This is a genomic window from Pseudomonas sp. NPDC088890, from assembly GCF_044900155.1.
Taxonomy (GTDB): Bacteria; Pseudomonadota; Gammaproteobacteria; order Pseudomonadales; family Pseudomonadaceae; genus Aquipseudomonas; species Aquipseudomonas urmiensis.
Genome location: NZ_JBJDNG010000005.1, coordinates 98,760 through 116,373, shown reverse-complemented (window position 1 = coordinate 116,373; position 17,614 = coordinate 98,760). Strand labels below are relative to the sequence as shown.

Here is a 17,614-nt window from a genome sequence, read left to right as displayed (position 1 = left end):
GCACTTGGCGTAGCAGCCGCCTTCGATGTTGAAGACAACGCCTTCGCCCCAACCGTGCTCGTCGTCACCGATCAGGTAACGGCTTTCGTCGGCCGACAGGGTGGTCTTGCCAGTACCGGACAGACCGAAGAACAGGGTGACATCGCCCGCTTCGCCGATGTTGGCAGCGCAGTGCATTGGCAGCACGTCGGCGGCCGGCAGCAAGAAGTTCTGCACCGAGAACATGGCTTTCTTCATTTCACCGGCGTAGCGCATGCCAGCGATCAGCACCTTCTTCTGGGCGAAGTTGATGATCACGCAGCCGTCGGAGTTGGTGCCGTCACGCTCAGGCACGCACTCGAAGTTGGCCACGTTCAGCACCTGCCACTCATCACGACCCGCTGGGTTGTACTGGGCAGGGTTGATGAACAGGCAACGGCCGAACAGGTTCTGCCACGCAGTCTGGGTGGTCATCTTGACCGGCAGGTAGTGATCTTCGGCAGCCCCTACGTGAACGTGGGAAACGAAGTGTTCCTGAGCGTTGTTGAACGCCTCGACGCGAGCCCACAGGGCATCGAACTTGTCGGCCGGGAACTTGCGGTTGATCGGGCCCCACGCGATTGCCGCAGTGGTGCTGGGTTCGTCGACGATGAAACGGTCAGCTGGCGAACGGCCGGTACGGTGACCGGTTTCCACGACCAGTGCGCCAGTATCGGCCAGCACGCCTTCACCGCGGGACAGCGCTTCTTTTACCAGCTCATCGACGCTCAGGTCGGTGTACACGGTGTTGTTGGCTTGCGTCATGAGATACCCCATCCGGCCCGAGGCCGAGTGCTCCAAACGTTTTGTAGTTGTCTGTTTCAAACTACTACAGCGAAAAAAGTGGCCGGATTATGCCAGAAACGCCCAAAAAAAGTAGGCCCCTCCTGTCAGAACTGCGGTTTATCGCATTTAGACAGGAGAATTCACTACGATTAAACGTTTTAGTGACGTGTTTCTGCTGCCCCGCCTGTGCCGCCACCGGCAAACAATTGCGCCACATCGGCCGCGTCGAACAGATAGCGTTGATTGCAGAACTGGCAATCCACCTCGATCTGCCCGCCATGTTCGGCTACCAATTGCTGGGCGTCGTCCTGGCCAAGACTGACCAGAGCATTGCCGGAACGTTCCCGAGAGCAACTGCAACGGAACTGTAGCGGCTGGATATCGAACAGGCGCACAGCGTCTTCGTGATACAGACGGTGCAGCACGGTTTCGTTGTCCAGGCCCAGCAGCTCTTCAGCTTTTACGGTGTTGGCCAAGGCCTTGACGTGGTTCCAGCTCTCGTCACGCTCGTCGCTGTCTTTGTGGCGATCAGCCGGCAGTTGCTGCACCAGCAAGCCACGGGCGCGAGTGCCGTCGGCGGTGAGGGAAATGCAGGTGTTGATCTGCTGGGACATGACGAAGTAATTGGTGAAGCACTCCGACAGGTCCTCGCCATGCAGGTCGACCATGCCCTGGTAACGCTGGCCGTTGATCGGGTCGATGGTCAGGGCGAGCACGCCGTCGGGCATCAAGTCTGCCAGGGTCGCATCGGCTGCGATTTGGCTCGCCTCATAGCGCGCCAGGCCACGGATCTCGTGCTCGCTGGAGCATTCGATCATCAGCAGCGGCACCGGCCCGTCGGAGCGCGCCTGAAGAATCAGCAAGCCATCGAACTTAAGCGTGCCGACCAGCAGGGCAGCGGCGGCCATCAGCTCGCCAAGCAACTGCGCGACCGGCTGTGGGTAGGGATGCTTGGCCAGCACCTCGGCGTAGCTGCGCTCCAGCCCGACCATTTCGCCGCGCACGTCGCGGTCGTCGAAGATGAAACGTTGGGTGAAATCGGTATCTGGAAAATTGCTCATAGGTTCTGGCTATCTGAAAATGATGTCAAAATGTTTACAGCCCTTACAAAAGGCCCGATGCAGAGCGCTCACGAGGCGCTCCATATCCTGTTGGTAATAGAGGTATCTTATGGACAATCGACCACTGTTCCAAGCGAAGTGGTCCTGGGGACCCTTGGCAGCCTGCACGCTGCTGCCCATCGCTCTACTGTGTTTCTGGTTATGGCCATTTGGCCAGATCCTGTGCCTGACTTTCGACGAGTGGCTGTTCCACAGCCTCAATGGGCCGCTGGCCGACAATAGCGCCTGGCGTTACATCTGGACCCTCGGCAGCCTGCGACCGTTCGACATCGTCGTCGGCCTGATCTTGCTGACGCTGCTGATCCGTGGCGAATGGGTGTTCAAGGCCAGCCAAGTGCGCGAGGCGTTTTTTGGCTTTTTGATCACGCTTATCCTCTTAGTGGTGATTCGCGCGCTGTTTTCCAAGTGGGTGGATGCATCCGGATGGCAACACGATAGTCCATCGATGGTGTTTGGCGATGCCATACGCCTGAGCGATTTCTACCCACACCTTGAAGCTCATTGGGAGCTTAAAGACCGTTCCAGCAAGAGTTTCCCCGGTGACCATGCCTCGGTGTTGCTGGTCTGGGCGCTGTTCATGAACCTGTTCAGTCGCCGTTTGCTGCAACGACTGGTGATCTGGGGACTGGCTGGCGTGTTCATGCTGCCGCGCCTGGTGGCTGGTGCGCATTGGGGGCAGGACGACTACATCGGCGGATTGCTGATGGCGGTGCTGGCGTTGGGCTGGAGCTGTTATACGCCGTTGGCGGCTAAAGGCAGCGCGGCCTTGCTGCGCTGGACTGCGCCATTGTTCGGTGTGGTTGAGCGATTGCCGTTGGTCGGCAGGTTGGCTGTGGTGCGCGGCGCCTGATCGATTGTGGGGCCGCTTTGCGGCCCTTCGCGGGCAAGCCCGCTCCCACAATGACAGCGCTGAGCCCAATAGCGGCGCGGTCCCTGTGGGAGCGGGCTTGCCCGCGAAGGGCTGCAAAGCAGCCCCAGCAGCCACTCCTCAATCAAAACTGCCATGCAGCTGATGAATCTGCCGCCGCTGCTTCTTGTTCGGCCGCCCATCGGTGGTCATGCCCAGCGCCCCATCCTTGCGCTGCTGCGCCGCTTGCTCACGACGACGAATGCTCTCTTCGGTCTCGGCATACAACAGCTGCGCCTCCGGCGCGCCCCGGCGTACCACCGACAGTGCCTTGACCACCACGGTGCGTTCGTCAAACCCGGTGCGCAAAACGAACTCATCGCCCAGGCGCGGCTCCTTGCCCGGCTTGCAGCGCTCGCCCCGGCAATGCACCTTGCCACTTTCGATGGCTGCCTTGGCCAAGGCACGGGTCTTGTAGAAACGCGCCGCCCACAGCCATTTGTCCAGGCGCACCTTGTCGTCGTCTTCAGGCTTTTGTGCCATCTCATTTCCTCGAATTCTGTCTTTCACGGAACTGTACTACCGTGACTGACGGATGCAAAAAAACTGCGCGATGCTTACAGTTCACCACCTTATCCGCAGGGTGTGATTAGTGAAGACATTTGACCATCTGAGTGTGATCGGCCTGCGTGAGTGGGTCGCCCTGCCCGACCTGGGTGTCGCGGGGCTGCGCGCCAAGATCGACACCGGTGCCAGCACCTCCAGCCTGCACGCCACCGATGTGGAAACATTCGAGCGTGACGGTGAGCCATGGGTGCGCTTCACTGCGCACCTGGGTACCGTGGTGCAGTTGCGCCATCGTCGCTGCGAAGCGCCGCTGGTGACCATGAAGACCATCAAGAGCTCCAATGGCCAGGCCCAGGTACGCTATGTGATCCGCACCGCGCTGGCCCTCGGTGACCGGGTCTGGGAGGTCGAATTCACCCTGGCCTGTCGCAAAGCCATGCGTTACCGCTTGCTGCTCGGTTCCAAGGCGTTGATCCACGGCCAACTGGTGGTCAACCCAGGTTTGAAATACGTGCAAGACAAACCGGCCTTCCTGGCCACCCTTTCCCCTGTCACAGGTGCTGCATGAAGATCGCTGTGCTGTCGCGCAATCCGCGTCTGTATTCCACCCGCCGCCTGGTCGAAGCCGGTACCCAGCGCGGCCATGAGATGGTTGTGATCGATACCCTGCGCGCCTACATGAACATCGCCAGCCACAAGCCGCAGATCCACTATCGCGGCAAGCCGCTGGAAGGCTTCGATGCAGTGATCCCTCGCATCGGCGCATCGGTGACCTTCTATGGCTGCGCGGTGCTGCGCCAGTTCGAGATGATGGGCGTGTATCCGCTCAACGAGTCGGTGGCCATCGCCCGCTCGCGCGACAAGCTGCGCTCGTTGCAGCTGCTGTCGCGCCGGGGTATCGGCCTGCCGATTACCGGCTTTGCCCATTCTCCGGACGACATCCCCGACCTGATCCAGATGGTCAACGGCGCACCCTTGGTGATCAAAGTACTGGAAGGCACGCAAGGCATCGGCGTGGTGCTGTGCGAGACGACCCAGGCGGCAGAATCGGTGATCGAGGCGTTCATGGGCCTGAAGCAGAACATCATGGTCCAGGAGTACATCAAGGAGGCTGGCGGCGCCGACATCCGCTGCTTCGTGGTGGGTGACAAGGTGATCGCCTCGATGAAGCGCCAGGCCAAGCCAGGCGAGTTTCGCTCCAACCTGCATCGCGGCGGGGTCGCCAGCCTGATCAAGATCACCCCGGAAGAACGGATCACCGCTATCCGTGCGGCCAAGGTCATGGGCTTGAGCGTGGCCGGGGTGGATATCCTGCGCTCCAATCACGGGCCATTGGTGATGGAGGTGAATTCATCGCCTGGGCTGGAGGGTATCGAGGTGACCACCAGCAAGGATGTCGCGGGGATGATCATCGAGCATCTGGAAAAGAATGGCGGGCCGAATCAAACCCGGACCAAAGGCAAAGGTTGATGCTGTAGATCCTGCCTCATCGCGGGGCAAGCCCGCTCCCACGCGAACTTCCAGCATGACGAAATTTCGGCGTGGGAGCGGGCTTGCCCCGCGATAAGGCCGGTACAGACGCTAACGATCAAACAGCATTACGCGGCAGCAACAGCCCCAACGGCAAACGCACCCGCGCCTCGATCCCACCGCCAGATCGATTGCGCAATTCAACATTGCCGCCATGCTGGGCCGCGATCCGCTTGACGATCGCCAGCCCCAGCCCGGTGCCCTTGCCGCCACGCGCACGGTCTCCGCGAATGAACGGGTTGAAGATCGTCTCCAGCTCCGACTCATCGATCCCCGCCCCGCGGTCGAGCACGCTGAGCACCACATACGGCGCACTCTCGTCGCCCGACACATAGGCAGCCACCTCGACGCCTTTGCCGGCGTGATGCAGCGCGTTGCCAATCAAGTTACCCAGCATGCGCTTGAGTGAAACCCGGCGCAGCGGGAATGGCGGGATCGGCTCCAGGCACAAGCGCACACGCTCCTGTGGCTGGTTGTACGGCGCCACCACTTCACGCACCAGATCACCGAGGTCGACCTCCTCCACCGGCTCATCACGGCCATCGCGAATAAAGGCCAGGAACTGGTCAAGGATGGCGTCCATATCCTCGATATCCCGCACCATGTCATCGGTCAGGTCGTTGTCATTGGCCATCAGCGACAGCGACAATCGCAGGCGTGTCAGCGGTGTGCGCAGGTCATGCGACACCCCGGCCAGCATCAACTCACGCTCACGCGCGGCCTGTTCGACGTCTTCGGCCATCTGGTTGAACGAGCGGTACACCTCGGCCATCTCGCTCGGCGTGTCGCTGATTGGCAAGCGTACGCTACGCCCCTGCCCCAGCTGACGCGCGGCAAACACCAGGCGCTTGAGCGGTTGGTTGAGCTGGCGGACGAAGATCCAGGCAGAGGCTGTGGACAACAGGCCGATCGCCAGGAACCAGCCCAGCACGTTCCAGATTTTCTGGCCACGCAGCGGGTGCGGATACAGCGGCACCTTGAGCCAGCCCGGCCCCAGGCTCGGGGCATTGACCCACAGCGCCGGCGGGGCGTGCACGCGCAGGCGCACTTCAGTGTCTTCGCCCAGTTCGGCCTGCATCTGGCGCTGGTAGATCTCGCTGTACGGCCAGTGCTGCTCGCCTTCCGGCACACCGGAGCCGGTGACTCGGATCAAGCCAGCTGCCTCGGCGATCTTGTCGCGATTCTCCTCGTCGGCCGCCCAGTAGGCGCGCAAGGTCAGTGCCACACCATGGCTGTACTGGCGGTCGACCAGTACGTCCTCGTTCATCAACAGGTACACCAAGGTCAGCGCCTTGGAGAACAGGACGACGATCAGCACCAGCCACAGCGTGCGGGCGAAGAAGCTTTGCGGGAACCACAGGGGCGTTTTCATCGAAGACAACTATTGCAAGACAGCCGCGAGCAGGGCTCGCCAGGGTTGCCGGCCGGCCACAGACGAAAACAGGGCGGCCCGTTCGGGTCGCCCTGCCGCATCATGGCAAGCCTGCAGGCTCATTTGCCGGCGTTTCCATCCGGCACGAACACGTAGCCCACGCCCCAGACGGTCTGGATGTAGCGCGGCTTGGACGGATCCGGCTCGATCATGCGCCGCAGGCGCGAGATCTGCACGTCGATCGAGCGCTCCAGGGCGTCCCACTCACGGCCCCGGGCCAGGTTCATCAGTTTGTCGCGGGTCAGCGGCTCACGGGCGTGCATGACCAGCGCCTTGAGCACGGCGAACTCACCGGTGGTGAGCATATGCACTTCTTCGCCACGCTTGAGCTCGCGGGTAGCCAGCGACAGCTCGTAGTCGCCAAAGGTGACGGTCTCGTCTTCGCTACCCGGAGCACCCGGTACGCTTGGCGCCTGCCGACGCAGGACAGCCTTGACTCGGGCTACCAGCTCGTCGGGGTTGAACGGCTTGGCCAGGTAATCGTCGGCGCCCAGTTCCAGGCCCTTGATGCGGCTCAACTCGTCGCCTTTGGCGGTGAGCATGATGATCGGGATCTGGTTGTTCGCCGCACGCAGCCGGCGGCAGGCGGATAGACCGTCCTCGCCAGGCAGCATCAGGTCGAGCACCACCAGATTGAACACTTCACGCGCCAGCAGCCGGTCCATCTGTTCGACGTTGGGCACCGCACGGGCGCGAAAGCCCTTGCTGGTGAAGAAACGTTCCAGCAGGCTGCTGAGCCCTGGATCGTCGTCGACGATGAGAATCTTGTCGCCTTCAGCGGTATTTGCGGTGCTGGTCATCAATAACTCCTCTGATATCGCCGCGTATTATGGCGTAGCCATTGCGGCGCGTGCCGTGTGCATTGTTAGCAGATTTTTCCCGGGGCGCCACTTCCGTGCAGATCCCGGCTGGCTCAGCGCCATCACCGCAAGCCTGGCGTGATGAGTATAATGCGCGGCTTTCACCCAGCGCCGCCGGGCTCGAATGCCCACCTGCGGCCTCCAGTATTCACATATTGTCAGGTGGTTCTCATGGACAGCATCAACAGCCGTATCGCCCAGGAACTGGGCGTTCGCCCGCAACAGGTCGAGGCGGCCGTGGCCCTGTTGGACGAAGGCTCGACGGTGCCCTTCATCGCCCGCTACCGTAAGGAAGTGACCGGCAGCCTGGACGACACCCAATTGCGCCACCTGGATGAGCGCCTGCGCTACCTGCGCGAGTTGGACGACCGTCGTGCAAGCATCCTGGCCAGTATCGAAGAGCAGGGCAAACTGACCCCGGAACTGGCCCGCGACATCAAGCTGGCAGACACCAAGACCCGCCTCGAAGACCTTTACCTGCCGTACAAGCAAAAGCGCCGCACCAAGGGCCAGATCGCCCTGGAAGCCGGCCTTGGCGAGCTGGCCGACGGTCTGTTCAACGACCCGCAACTGAGCCCGGAAACCGAGGCTGCACGCTTTGTCGATGCCGATAAAGGCGTAGCCGACGTCAAGGCTGCGCTGGAAGGCGCCAAGTACATCCTCATGGAGCGTTTCGCCGAAGACGCAGGCCTGCTGGAAAAACTGCGTAACTTCCTCAAGCAGGAGGCCGTGCTCAGTGCCCGCCTGGTGGCCGGCAAGGAAGAGGAAGGCGCCAAGTTCCGCGACTACTTCGCCCATGACGAACTCCTGCGCACCACGCCTTCGCACCGCGCCCTGGCGATCTTCCGCGGCCGTAACGAAGGCATTCTCAGCGCCTCGCTGAAGGTCGGCGAAGAGCTGCCAGGCACCCTGCATCCGTGCGAGCTGATGATCGCCAGCCATGTCGGCATCGAGAACCGTGACCGCCCGGCTGACAAGTGGCTGGGCGAAGTGGTGCGCTGGACCTGGAAGGTCAAGCTCTACACCCACCTGGAAACCGATCTGTTCGGCGAGCTGCGCGACAATGCCGAAGGCGAGGCGATCAACGTCTTCGCCCACAACCTGCACGACCTGCTGCTGGCTGCTCCGGCTGGCCCGCGGGCGACCCTGGGCTTCGACCCGGGCCTGCGTACCGGCTGCAAGGTCGCGGTGGTCGACGCCACCGGCAAGCTGCTCGACTACACCACGGTTTACCCGCACGCGCCGAAAAACGACTGGGACCGCACCATTGCCGTGCTCGCCGCGCTGTGCGCCAAGCACTCGGTGGAGCTGATCGCCATCGGCAACGGTACCGCCAGCCGCGAGAGCGACAAGCTGATTGCTGAACTGGTGAAAAAATACCCCGCCCTGAAGATCACCAAGATCATGGTCTCCGAAGCCGGCGCGTCGGTGTACTCGGCCTCGGAACTGGCCGCACGCGAATTCCCTGACCTGGACGTGTCGATCCGTGGCGCCGTCTCCATCGCCCGCCGCCTGCAGGATCCGCTGGCCGAGCTGGTGAAGATCGATCCAAAATCGATTGGGGTCGGCCAGTACCAGCACGACGTCTCGCAGCTGAAACTGGCGCGTGGCCTGGACGCCGTAGTCGAGGACTGCGTGAACGCCGTCGGCGTCGACGTCAACACCGCCTCGGTGGCGCTGCTGACGCGCATCTCCGGCCTCAACGCGACCCTGGCGCAGAACATCGTTGCCCACCGCGACGCCAACGGCCCGTTCGCCACCCGTGCCGCGCTGAAAAAGGTCAGCCGCCTCGGCGAGAAGACCTTCGAGCAGGCCGCAGGCTTCCTGCGGGTAATGAACGGTGACAACCCGCTGGACGCCTCGGCGGTGCACCCGGAGGCCTACCCGCTGGTGCAGCGCATCGCGGCCGACACCGACCGTGACATCCGCTCGCTGATCGGCGACAGCGGTTTTCTCAAGCGCCTGGACCCGAAGAAGTTCACCGACGAGACCTTCGGCCTGCCGACCGTCACCGACATCCTCCAGGAACTGGACAAGCCTGGCCGCGACCCGCGCCCCGAGTTCAAGACCGCCTCGTTCCAGGACGGCGTTGAAGACCTCAAGGACCTTGAGCCGGGGATGATCCTCGAAGGCGTGGTGACCAACGTCACCAACTTCGGTGCCTTCGTCGACATCGGCGTGCACCAGGACGGCCTGGTGCACATCTCCTCGCTGTCGGAGAAGTTCATCAAGGATCCGCGTGAGGCGGTCAAGGCCGGCGACGTGGTCAAGGTCAAGGTCATGGAAGTGGATATCCCGCGCAAGCGCATCGGCCTGTCCATGCGCATGGGCGATACCCCTGGCGAGAAGGTCGAAGGCAACCGTGGCGGTGGCCGTGGCAATGGTGGCAACCGCCCGCAGCAAGCGCCACGCCAACGCGAAACCACGCCTGCCGCCCCAGCCAATAACGCCATGGCGGCGCTGTTCGCTAACGCCAAGCAGTTGAAGAAAAAGTGATGGACGTGCCCAAGGAGTACGTCGAGAGCGCCTTCAGCCAGCTGCTGGGCTGCCGACTGCAACACCTTGAACAAGGTGTCGCCACGGTAGCCCTGGCGCTTGAGCCGCACCTGCGCAACCGTGGCCAGAAGCTGCATGGCGGGGCGATCTTCAGCCTGGTCGACATCGCCATGGGCCTGGCCTGCTCGGCCAGCCATGGCTTTGACCAGCAGAGCGTGACCATCGAGTGCAAGATCAACTACATGCGCGCCGTCAGCGACGGTGAAGTGTTGTGCACCGCCCGCGTGCTGCACGCCGGGCGGCGCACCCTGGTTGTCGACGCCGACGTAGTCCAAGGCGACAAACTGGTGGCCAAAGCGCAAGGAACCTTCGCGGTTCTCTAGCTCCCAAACAGGTATCTGCGGTATTTTCGGCAGTATTGAACGGTGGGGCCGCTACGTGTCCCATCGCAGGCTGCATCAGCTCCCACAGGTTTCATGCCGTATCTGGGGGAGCTGGCGCAGACTGCGATGGGCTATGTAGCGGCCCTGAATCGGCGTTGGCATTACCGAAAACCCAGCTAAACCAGGCGACAACGCCAGTTCCTTTGTCCCTACCCTTGTAGACCGTCATATCTACCCCCATATTGGGGCGACTGACGCGTGAAGGAATACATCTTGAGCGACCTCCTCAAAAGCCGCCTGAGCCTGCTCAGTGCCAACCTCCCCTTGCTCAAGCAGTGCCTGCACGGTATTGAGCGCGAATGCTTGCGCGTGACCGACGAAGGTCGCCTGGCCCAGACCCCGCACCCGCAAGCCCTGGGATCGGCGCTGACCAACGAGCAGATCACCACCGATTATTCCGAGTCGCTGCTGGAGTTCATCACCCCAGCCCTGGCCGATCCTGCGCAAGTGCTGGAGAACCTCGAGGAGGTCCACCGCTTCGTTCAGTCCAAGCTTGGCAACGAATACCTGTGGAGCCCGTCGATGCCCTGCGCATTGCCGGCCGAAGAAGACATTCCGATCGCCTATTACGGCACCTCCAATATCGGCCAGCTCAAGTACGTCTACCGCAAGGGCCTGGCCCTGCGCTATGGCCGCACCATGCAGTGCATTGCCGGTATTCATTACAACTTCTCGCTGCCTGAAGCGCTTTGGCCGCTGCTGCGCCAAACCGAAGGCGGCACCGAGAGCGACCGCGACTACCAGTCGTCGGCGTACATCGCCCTGATCCGTAACTTCCGCCGCTACAGCTGGCTGCTGATGTACCTGTTCGGCGCCTCGCCGGCGCTTGACGCCGGCTTCCTGCGGGGCCGTGCGCATCAGCTCGAGCACCTCGACGCCGAAACCCTGTACCTGCCCTACGCCACCAGCCTGCGCATGAGCGACCTGGGTTACCAGAGCAGCGCCCAGGCCGGCCTGACGCCGTGCTACAACAATCTGGCGAGCTACACCGACAGCTTGCGCAAGGCGGTGGGCACACCCTACCCGCCCTACGTCGAGGTCGGCACGCACAAGGATGGCGAGTGGGTGCAACTGAACACCAACATCCTGCAGATCGAAAACGAGTATTACTCGAACATTCGCCCCAAGCGCGTCACCTACACCGGTGAGCGGCCGATCCAGGCGCTGATGGCCCGTGGCGTGCAGTACGTCGAAGTACGCTGCCTGGACATCAACCCGTTCCTCCCGGTGGGTATCGACCTGGCGCAGGCGCGCTTCCTCGATGCCTTCCTGCTGCTCTGCGCGCTCGACGACAGCCCGCAACTGGACAACGGCGAATGTGGCCAATGCACCAACAACTTCCTGACCGTGGTCAAGGAAGGCCGCCGCCCAGGGCTGGAGCTGCAGCGGGGCGGTCAGCCGATCGCGCTCAAGGCCTGGGCCTCTGAGTTGATCGAGCGCATCACGCCTCTGGCCGAGCTGCTCGACCAGGCCAACGGCGGTGAGGAGCACGTTCGGGCGCTACGCGCCCAGCAGGCCAAGATCGATGATCCTGAGCTGACGCCATCGGCCCAGGTCCTGGCACGCATGACCGAACACGACGAAACCTTCGTGCAGTTCTCCCTGCGCCAGAGCCAGCTGCACGCCGCAACGTTCCGCGAGCAGCCGCTGAGCCCGGAGCGCCAACAGGCCTTCGAGACCCTGGCGCGCAACTCGCTGGCCGAGCAAGCCAAGCTTGAGCAGGAAGAAGTCGGCGATTTCGATGTGTTCGTCGGCGCCTACCAGGCGAGCATCCTGGCGATCAGCAACTGATGACCCGCGCAGCCACGCCACGCAAGCCACGCGCAAGCAGCCAGGCCAGGATCGAAGCGATCCTGGCGGCGGCACGCGAACTGCTGGCTGAGCAAGGTGTGGCTGGGCTGTCGGTGTACAGCGTTGCCGAGCGGGCGCAGATCCCGCCGTCCTCGGTGTATCACTTCTTCGCCAGCGTTCCGGCGCTGCTTGAAGCGCTCACCGCCGATGTGCACCGGGCCTTTCGCGAAGCATTGCGCGCGCCGATTGACGCCGCCACGCTGGTGACCTGGCATGACCTGTCGCGGCTGATCGAGCAACGCATGCTCGACATCTACAACGGCGATGCCGCGGCGCGTCAGTTGATCCTGGCGCAACATGGTCTGAGCGAAGTGGTGCAAGCCGACCGGCAGCACGACATGGAATTGGGCGAGCTGATGCACAAGCTGTTCGACCAGCACTTCCAGTTGCCAGCGGTGCCGAGCGACGTCGATGTGTTCGCCCTGGCCATGGAACTGAGCGACCGGGTGTATGCCCGCTCGGTGCAGTTGCATGAGCAGATCACCCCGCGCATGGCCGAGGAAGGCAAGCGGGTGTTCGAGGCATACCTGGGCTTGTACCTGCCGCCGTTCCTGCCGAAACGCTGATAACTTTGGGGCTGCTTTGCAGCCCTTCGCGGGCTTGCCCGCGAAGGGCCGCAAAGCGGCCCCAATACAACAAGGGTCATCACAGCTTGGCGATGGACACCTCGGTCGATTTGACGAAGGCAATCACTTCGCTGCCGACCTGCAGCTCCAGCTCACGCACGGAACGGGTGGTGATCACCGAGGTGACGACGCCGGAAGCGGTCTGCACGTCGATTTCCGACAGTACCGGACCTTCGAGGATTTCTTTCACAGTGCCTTTGAACTGGTTACGGACGTTGATGGCTTTGATAGTCATGGCTTGATTCCTTCTTTCTGGCTTCTGGGGTTCAGTGGGCCCAACGCAGTTGCGTGGGCAAAGGGGCTACAGGGTCCGGCTCGGGCGGTGTGCCCGGGACGGAAAGAACACGGTTGAGCACTTCGCTTTCCAGCGCCGCCAGGCGGTGCGAACCACGCGCCCGAGGCCTGGCCAGGTCGACGTTAAGGTCCAGGCCGACTTCGCCGTCCTCGATCAGGATCACCCGGTCGGCCACCGCAACGGCCTCGCTGACGTCATGGGTGACCAGCAACACGGTGAAGCCATGCTGACGCCACAGACGTTCGATCAGTTGCTGCATCTCGATCCGGGTCAGCGCATCCAGAGCACCGAGCGGCTCATCCAACAGCAGCAGGCGCGGCTGGTGAATCAACGCACGGGCCAAGGCCACACGTTGCTTCTGGCCACCGGACAAAGCCGCCGGCCACTCATTGGCGCGATCGGCCAGGCCCACCGCTTCCAAGGCTTGCAGCGCCTTCGGCCGCCAGTCACCGGACAAACCCAGGCCAACGTTGTCGATCACTTTTTTCCAGGGCAGCAAACGTGCATCCTGGAACATCAAGCGGGTTTCCTCACGAGCCTCGGCCAACGGCGCGGCACCGGCCAGCAGTTCACCAGCACTGGGTTTGTCGAGCCCGGCCAGCAAGCGCAGCAAGGTGCTCTTGCCGCAGCCGCTGCGCCCCACGATGGCGACGAACTGACCGGCCGGGATGTGCAGGTCGATACCGCGCAGCACTTCGCGCTGACCGAAGGTCTTGCGCAGGCCCTGGGACGCCAGGGGGATGCCACGCAGCAAGCGCGGCGGTTGTTCCTTGAGCACGGTCATGCGCCCTCCTTCTTCGCCGGTTGGTAGGCCGGGTGCCAGCGCAGCCAGACACGCTCCAGGCCACGCGCGGCGAGGTCGGCGAGCTTGCCGAGCACGGCATACATGACGATGGCCAGGACCACCACGTCGGTCTGCAGGAACTCACGCGCATTCATTGCCAGGTAACCGATGCCGGCGTTGGCCGAAATGGTCTCAGCGACGATCAAGGTCAGCCACATGAAGCCCAGGGCAAAACGCACACCGACCAGGATCGACGGCAGCGCACCGGGCAGGATCACCTGGCGAAACAGGCCAAAGCCGGACAGGCCGTAGCTGCGCGCCATTTCCACCAACGCCGGATCGACATTACGAATACCGTGGTAGGTGTTCAGGTAGATCGGGAACAGCGTACCCAGCGCGACCAGGAAGATCTTGGCCGACTCATCGATACCGAACCACAGGATCACCAGTGGGATCAGCGCCAGGTGCGGTACGTTGCGAATCATCTGCACCGAGCTGTCGAGCAGGCGTTCGCCCCAGTTCGACAGGCCAGTGATGAAGCCCAGCAACAGACCGATGCTGCCGCCGATCAAGAAGCCGACGCCTGCGCGCCAGCCACTGATCGCCAGGTGGCTCCAGATCTCGCCGCTGCGCACCAGCTCGACGCCCGCGCTGATCACCGCGCTCGGCGCCGGCAGGATGCGGGTCGACAGCCAGCCTGCGCTGACTGCCAGTTGCCACACCGCCAGCAGCAGCACGGGCAAGGCCCACGGCGCCAGGCGTTGCGACAGGTTGGAGGAGGTTGCACGACTCATGGCCTACGTCCTCAGCTCTGCGACACGGACTTGGGCAGGATGTCGTTGGCAACCATCTCGCCGAACGGGCTCACGTAGCCGCCGGACTTCGGCTGCTCTGGGCGCTGCACGTCCAGATGCGGGAACAGCAGTTCAGCCACCCGGTAGGACTCTTCCAGGTGTGGATAACCGGAGAAGATGAAGGTATCGATACCCAGGTCTGCGTATTCCTTGACCCGCGCCGCAACGGTCGGGCCATCGCCCACCAGCGCAGTGCCGGCACCACCACGCACCAGGCCAACGCCGGCCCACAGGTTGGGGCTGACTTCGAGGTTGTCGCGCTTGCCGCCGTGCAGGGCAGCCATGCGTTGCTGGCCAACCGAGTCGAAGCGCGCCAGCGAAGCCTGGGCACGGGCGATGGTGTCATCGTCCAGGTGCGAGATCAGGCGATCGGCAGCAGCCCAGGCCTCTTCGTTGGTTTCCCGCACGATCACGTGCAGACGAATACCGAAGCGTACTTCGCGGCCTTGGGCGGCGGCTTTCTCACGCACCTGGGCGATCTTTTCGGCCACGGCCGATGGCGGCTCGCCCCAGGTCAGGTACAGCTCGACCTGCTCGGCGGCTAGGTCCTGGGCCGCTTCTGACGACCCACCGAAGTACAGCGGCGGACGCGGTTGCTGGATCGGCGGATAGAGCAGCTTGGCGCCCTTCACCTGGATGTGCTTGCCGTCGTAGTCGACGTTTTCGCCTTCGAGCACCTTGCGCCAGATGCGGGTGAATTCGACCGACGCTTCGTAGCGCTCCTGATGGTTCAGGTGCAGGCCGTCGCCCGCCAGCTCGTCCGGATCACCGCCGGTCACCAGGTTGAACAGCGCGCGGCCATTGGACAGGCGATCGAGGGTCGCAGCCTGGCGAGCGGCCACGGTCGGCGAGATGATGCCTGGGCGCAGGGCGACCAGGAATTTCAGGTTCTGCGTCACCGGGATCAGCGACGCAGCGACCAGCCAGGAGTCCTCGCAAGAACGTCCGGTCGGGATCAGCACCCCGCCAAAGCCAAGGCGGTCGGCGGCCTGGGCGATCTGTTGCAGGTAACCGTGGTCGACCGCGCGGGCGCCGTCGGAGGTGCCCAGGTACTTGCCGTCACCGTGGGTGGGAAGGAACCAGAAAATATTAAGGCTCATTGGAGTTGTCTCCTCAAGTGGGGCTCAGCCGGAGCGACGCCCCGGCACAGGCGAATCAATCAAGGCGCGCTAGCGACCTTGGCCGGGGGTGTCCAGATCACGTCCTTGATGCTCAGCGGCTTGGGAATCAGCTTGAGCGCCTGGAAGGTGTCGGCGATCTTCTGTTGGGCGGCCACCACTTCAGGGGTCAGCGGCGCGGCACCGTAGCCTTGGCGCTTGACCGAGGTCAGGGTGATGTCGGCGGGCAGACCGAGCAGGGGTGCAACCTGGTCGGTGACTTGCTGCGGGTTGGCCTGCGACCACTCGCCAACGGCGCGGACTTCTTCGATCAGGGTGTTGATCACCGCCGGATGCTGGGTGGCGTAATTGCGGGTTGCCAGGTAGAACTGGTGGTTGTCGACCAGATCCTTGCCATCACGCAAGGTGCGCGCTTGCAGTTGCTGTTCGGCGGCGGCCTGGTACGGGTCCCAGATTACCCAGGCATCGACGCTGCCACGCTCGAACGCGGCGCGGGCATCGGCTGGCGGCAGGTATACCGGTTGGATGTCGGCGTATTTCAGGCCAGCGTCTTGCAGCGCGCGGACCAGCAGGTAATGCACGTTGGAGCCTTTGTTCAGCGCAACCTTCTTGCCCTTGAGCTCTTTTACCGACTGGATCGTCGAGCCCTTGGGCACCAGGATCGCTTCGCTGTGCGGGGCAGGCGGCTCATAGGCCACATACAGCAGATCGGCGCCGGCGGCCTGAGCGAACACTGGCGGGGTTTCGCCGGTGACGCCGAAGTCGATCGAGCCGACGTTCAAGCCTTCGAGCAGCTGCGGGCCACCAGGAAACTCGGTCCATTGCACCTGGATGCCCTGATCGGCTAGGCGCTTCTCCAGCGTACCCTTGGCCTTGAGCAGCACCAGGGTGCCGTATTTCTGGTAACCGATGCGCAGGCTCTCGGCCTGGGCTTGGGTGATGGCGCCGAAGGACACAGCCGCCGCAAACAGGGCGACCAGACCGCGACGCAAGAAGACTGTGCGCATGGCGCTCTCCTGTGCGAATGAGGTTCGGGTTGCACCTGCTTGCCTCGTTGACGGGCGAGTAAGGTGGAAAAACAGTGAAGCGGTTGGACGAGTTCAGATACTCCAGCGAGCACTGATCAGGCGTTCGTTGAGCTCGCCTGGAGCCACCGGTTTCGGCCGGCGGGCCAAGGCGCTGTGAAACGTTTCCAGCGAATCGAGCAGTCGCGCTTGCAGCGCGTCGGCCAACTGCGCCGGGTTGTTGCCTTCGCCGTAGGCGATCTGGCTGTCGTCGGCGAAGATCCCTTGCAGGGTCTCCTGCGCCTTGAGTGCCGACAGCACGGGTTTGAGTGCGTAATCCACCGCCAGCATGTGGGCGATGCTCCCCCCGGTTGCAATCGGCAGGACCACCTTGTGTTCCAGCGCGCGCTCCGGCAGCAGGTCGAGCAAGGTCTTCAGGGCGCCAGCAAACGATGCCTTGTACACCGGGGTGGAAACCACCAGGCCATCGGCCTGGGCGACCAGGTCTTGGAAGTGGCGCACCTGCGGGCTGTCGAAGCGGGCATGCAGCAGGTCTTCGGCGGGGAACTCACGTACCTGGAAGGTCACCACTTCGACCCCGCGATCCTGCAGCCACTGGCGTGAACGCTCTAGCAGCACGCCGGAGCGTGAACGGGTACTTGGGCTTCCACCGACCGAAACAACCAGCATTGACGCGCTTCCTTGGATTCGTTGCCGGGGCTTTGCAGTTGTACGCCCCGCTGATGGAGTGACATTAACAGCACATCACATATATCTATAAATCATATTTTTTCATTTGTTTATTCCATTTTTAACATAAAGCAAAACCAGCGATTGCGTGGAGCGAGTTGCGTGGGAGCGAGTTGCGTGGGAGCGAGTTGCGTGGGAGCGAGTTGCGTGGGAGCGAGTTGCGTGGGAGCGGGGGTGGGCCGCGGGAGCGATAGGGGGGGCCGCCCGGGGCCCCCGGGCCGGTGCGCCAGAC

At 63.0% G+C, this 17,614-nt stretch carries 18 protein-coding genes; 7 read left to right on the top strand and 11 right to left on the bottom strand.

Annotation, left to right across the window (positions count from 1 at the left end):
* Positions 1 to 783, bottom strand: a 783-nt coding sequence (locus ACI2JX_RS12980; protein ID WP_404690216.1) for a phosphoenolpyruvate carboxykinase (ATP), incomplete at its 3' end; no start/stop codon positions are given.
* A gap of 179 nt (positions 784 to 962) precedes the next feature.
* A complete protein-coding gene (hslO, locus tag ACI2JX_RS12975; protein ID WP_404690215.1) occupies positions 963 to 1,865 on the bottom strand; it encodes an Hsp33 family molecular chaperone HslO in 903 nt (300 codons plus the stop codon).
* A 109-nt stretch (positions 1,866 to 1,974) separates the two neighbouring features.
* On the opposite strand from hslO, the gene ACI2JX_RS12970 reads away from it, so the two are divergent.
* Entirely contained in the window at positions 1,975 to 2,775 is an 801-nt protein-coding gene (locus ACI2JX_RS12970) for a phosphatase PAP2 family protein (protein WP_264235207.1), read from the top strand.
* A gap of 138 nt (positions 2,776 to 2,913) precedes the next feature.
* Here the strand turns inward: ACI2JX_RS12970 and ACI2JX_RS12965 are convergent, their stop codons facing one another.
* Positions 2,914 to 3,315, bottom strand: a complete 402-nt coding sequence (locus tag ACI2JX_RS12965; RefSeq protein WP_264235206.1) for an RNA-binding S4 domain-containing protein — start codon at positions 3,313 to 3,315, stop codon at positions 2,914 to 2,916.
* 142 nt (positions 3,316 to 3,457) lie between these two features.
* Here ACI2JX_RS12965 and ACI2JX_RS12960 point away from each other — a divergent pair, with 142 nt between their 5' ends.
* Both ACI2JX_RS12960 and rimK read left to right on the top strand, forming a co-directional pair.
* Entirely contained in the window at positions 3,458 to 3,907 is a 450-nt protein-coding gene (locus tag ACI2JX_RS12960) for an ATP-dependent zinc protease (RefSeq protein WP_264235378.1), read from the top strand.
* Positions 3,904 to 4,809, top strand: a complete 906-nt coding sequence (rimK, locus tag ACI2JX_RS12955) for a 30S ribosomal protein S6--L-glutamate ligase (protein WP_119137413.1) — start codon at positions 3,904 to 3,906, stop codon at positions 4,807 to 4,809. Before ACI2JX_RS12960 ends, rimK begins: the two co-directional genes overlap by 4 nt.
* Before the next feature lie 118 nt (positions 4,810 to 4,927).
* Here rimK and ACI2JX_RS12950 read toward each other — a convergent pair whose 3' ends face one another.
* Both ACI2JX_RS12950 and ompR read right to left on the bottom strand, forming a co-directional pair.
* On the bottom strand, positions 4,928 to 6,241 hold the full coding sequence (locus tag ACI2JX_RS12950) for an ATP-binding protein (RefSeq protein WP_186552866.1): 1,314 nt from the start codon (positions 6,239 to 6,241) through the stop codon (positions 4,928 to 4,930).
* 119 nt (positions 6,242 to 6,360) lie between these two features.
* Complete coding sequence (gene ompR / locus ACI2JX_RS12945; protein WP_186552867.1) at positions 6,361 to 7,101, bottom strand: two-component system response regulator OmpR; 741 nt, start codon at positions 7,099 to 7,101, stop codon at positions 6,361 to 6,363.
* Between the two features lie 231 nt (positions 7,102 to 7,332).
* Here ompR and ACI2JX_RS12940 point away from each other — a divergent pair, with 231 nt between their 5' ends.
* From ACI2JX_RS12940 to ACI2JX_RS12925, 4 genes are all read left to right on the top strand, one after another.
* Positions 7,333 to 9,657 carry a Tex family protein gene (locus ACI2JX_RS12940; RefSeq protein ID WP_404690214.1) on the top strand — a complete coding sequence of 775 codons (2,325 nt, stop codon included), beginning with the start codon at positions 7,333 to 7,335 and terminating at the stop codon, positions 9,655 to 9,657.
* Positions 9,657 to 10,040 carry a PaaI family thioesterase gene (locus tag ACI2JX_RS12935; protein WP_186552869.1) on the top strand — a complete coding sequence of 128 codons (384 nt, stop codon included), beginning with the start codon at positions 9,657 to 9,659 and terminating at the stop codon, positions 10,038 to 10,040. Before ACI2JX_RS12940 ends, ACI2JX_RS12935 begins: the two co-directional genes overlap by 1 nt.
* Before the next feature lie 273 nt (positions 10,041 to 10,313).
* On the top strand, positions 10,314 to 11,891 hold the full coding sequence (gene gshA / locus ACI2JX_RS12930; protein ID WP_372353307.1) for a glutamate--cysteine ligase: 1,578 nt from the start codon (positions 10,314 to 10,316) through the stop codon (positions 11,889 to 11,891).
* Positions 11,891 to 12,517: a TetR/AcrR family transcriptional regulator gene (locus ACI2JX_RS12925; RefSeq protein ID WP_264235202.1), complete on the top strand. Its 627-nt coding sequence runs from the start codon at positions 11,891 to 11,893 to the stop codon at positions 12,515 to 12,517. The genes gshA and ACI2JX_RS12925 overlap by 1 nt, the downstream gene beginning before the upstream one ends.
* 79 nt (positions 12,518 to 12,596) lie before the next feature.
* On the opposite strand, the gene ACI2JX_RS12920 is transcribed toward ACI2JX_RS12925, so the two are convergent.
* The 6 genes from ACI2JX_RS12920 to ssuE form a co-directional block, all read right to left on the bottom strand.
* Positions 12,597 to 12,812 (bottom strand): molybdopterin-binding protein, encoded by a 216-nt coding sequence (locus ACI2JX_RS12920; RefSeq protein ID WP_027595183.1) that lies wholly within the window; start codon positions 12,810 to 12,812, stop codon positions 12,597 to 12,599.
* A 31-nt stretch (positions 12,813 to 12,843) separates the two neighbouring features.
* Positions 12,844 to 13,656, bottom strand: coding sequence for an aliphatic sulfonates ABC transporter ATP-binding protein (gene ssuB, locus ACI2JX_RS12915; RefSeq protein ID WP_186552872.1), 813 nt, complete (start codon positions 13,654 to 13,656; stop codon positions 12,844 to 12,846).
* Positions 13,653 to 14,450, bottom strand: a complete 798-nt coding sequence (gene ssuC, locus ACI2JX_RS12910) for an aliphatic sulfonate ABC transporter permease SsuC (protein WP_186552873.1) — start codon at positions 14,448 to 14,450, stop codon at positions 13,653 to 13,655. The genes ssuB and ssuC overlap by 4 nt, the downstream gene beginning before the upstream one ends.
* Positions 14,451 to 14,461: 11 nt before the next feature.
* Positions 14,462 to 15,610 (bottom strand): FMNH2-dependent alkanesulfonate monooxygenase, encoded by a 1,149-nt coding sequence (gene ssuD / locus ACI2JX_RS12905; RefSeq protein ID WP_264235201.1) that lies wholly within the window; start codon positions 15,608 to 15,610, stop codon positions 14,462 to 14,464.
* 59 nt (positions 15,611 to 15,669) lie between these two features.
* The gene (locus tag ACI2JX_RS12900; RefSeq protein ID WP_264235200.1) at positions 15,670 to 16,635 is read right to left on the bottom strand and encodes a sulfonate ABC transporter substrate-binding protein; all 966 of its coding nucleotides are present in this window, start codon (positions 16,633 to 16,635) and stop codon (positions 15,670 to 15,672) included.
* 93 nt (positions 16,636 to 16,728) lie between these two features.
* Positions 16,729 to 17,322: an NADPH-dependent FMN reductase gene (ssuE, locus tag ACI2JX_RS12895; protein ID WP_186552876.1), complete on the bottom strand. Its 594-nt coding sequence runs from the start codon at positions 17,320 to 17,322 to the stop codon at positions 16,729 to 16,731.
* Between the last annotated feature and the right edge of the window lie 292 nt (positions 17,323 to 17,614).

Coding starts and splice junctions, on each gene's coding strand:
- ssuD (WP_264235201.1), bottom strand. CDS start 15,610: ATGAGCCTTAATATTTTCTGGTTCCTTCCCACCCACGGTGACGGCAAG.
- ssuB (WP_186552872.1), bottom strand. CDS start 13,656: ATGACCGTGCTCAAGGAACAACCGCCGCGCTTGCTGCGTGGCATCCCC.
- ACI2JX_RS12935 (WP_186552869.1), top strand. CDS start 9,657: ATGGACGTGCCCAAGGAGTACGTCGAGAGCGCCTTCAGCCAGCTGCTG.
- ACI2JX_RS12940 (WP_404690214.1), top strand. CDS start 7,333: ATGGACAGCATCAACAGCCGTATCGCCCAGGAACTGGGCGTTCGCCCG.
- ACI2JX_RS12965 (WP_264235206.1), bottom strand. CDS start 3,315: ATGGCACAAAAGCCTGAAGACGACGACAAGGTGCGCCTGGACAAATGG.
- ssuC (WP_186552873.1), bottom strand. CDS start 14,450: ATGAGTCGTGCAACCTCCTCCAACCTGTCGCAACGCCTGGCGCCGTGG.
- ACI2JX_RS12970 (WP_264235207.1), top strand. CDS start 1,975: ATGGACAATCGACCACTGTTCCAAGCGAAGTGGTCCTGGGGACCCTTG.
- rimK (WP_119137413.1), top strand. CDS start 3,904: ATGAAGATCGCTGTGCTGTCGCGCAATCCGCGTCTGTATTCCACCCGC.
- ACI2JX_RS12950 (WP_186552866.1), bottom strand. CDS start 6,241: ATGAAAACGCCCCTGTGGTTCCCGCAAAGCTTCTTCGCCCGCACGCTG.
- ompR (WP_186552867.1), bottom strand. CDS start 7,101: ATGACCAGCACCGCAAATACCGCTGAAGGCGACAAGATTCTCATCGTC.
- hslO (WP_404690215.1), bottom strand. CDS start 1,865: ATGAGCAATTTTCCAGATACCGATTTCACCCAACGTTTCATCTTCGAC.
- ACI2JX_RS12920 (WP_027595183.1), bottom strand. CDS start 12,812: ATGACTATCAAAGCCATCAACGTCCGTAACCAGTTCAAAGGCACTGTG.
- ACI2JX_RS12900 (WP_264235200.1), bottom strand. CDS start 16,635: ATGCGCACAGTCTTCTTGCGTCGCGGTCTGGTCGCCCTGTTTGCGGCG.
- ACI2JX_RS12925 (WP_264235202.1), top strand. CDS start 11,891: ATGACCCGCGCAGCCACGCCACGCAAGCCACGCGCAAGCAGCCAGGCC.
- ssuE (WP_186552876.1), bottom strand. CDS start 17,322: ATGCTGGTTGTTTCGGTCGGTGGAAGCCCAAGTACCCGTTCACGCTCC.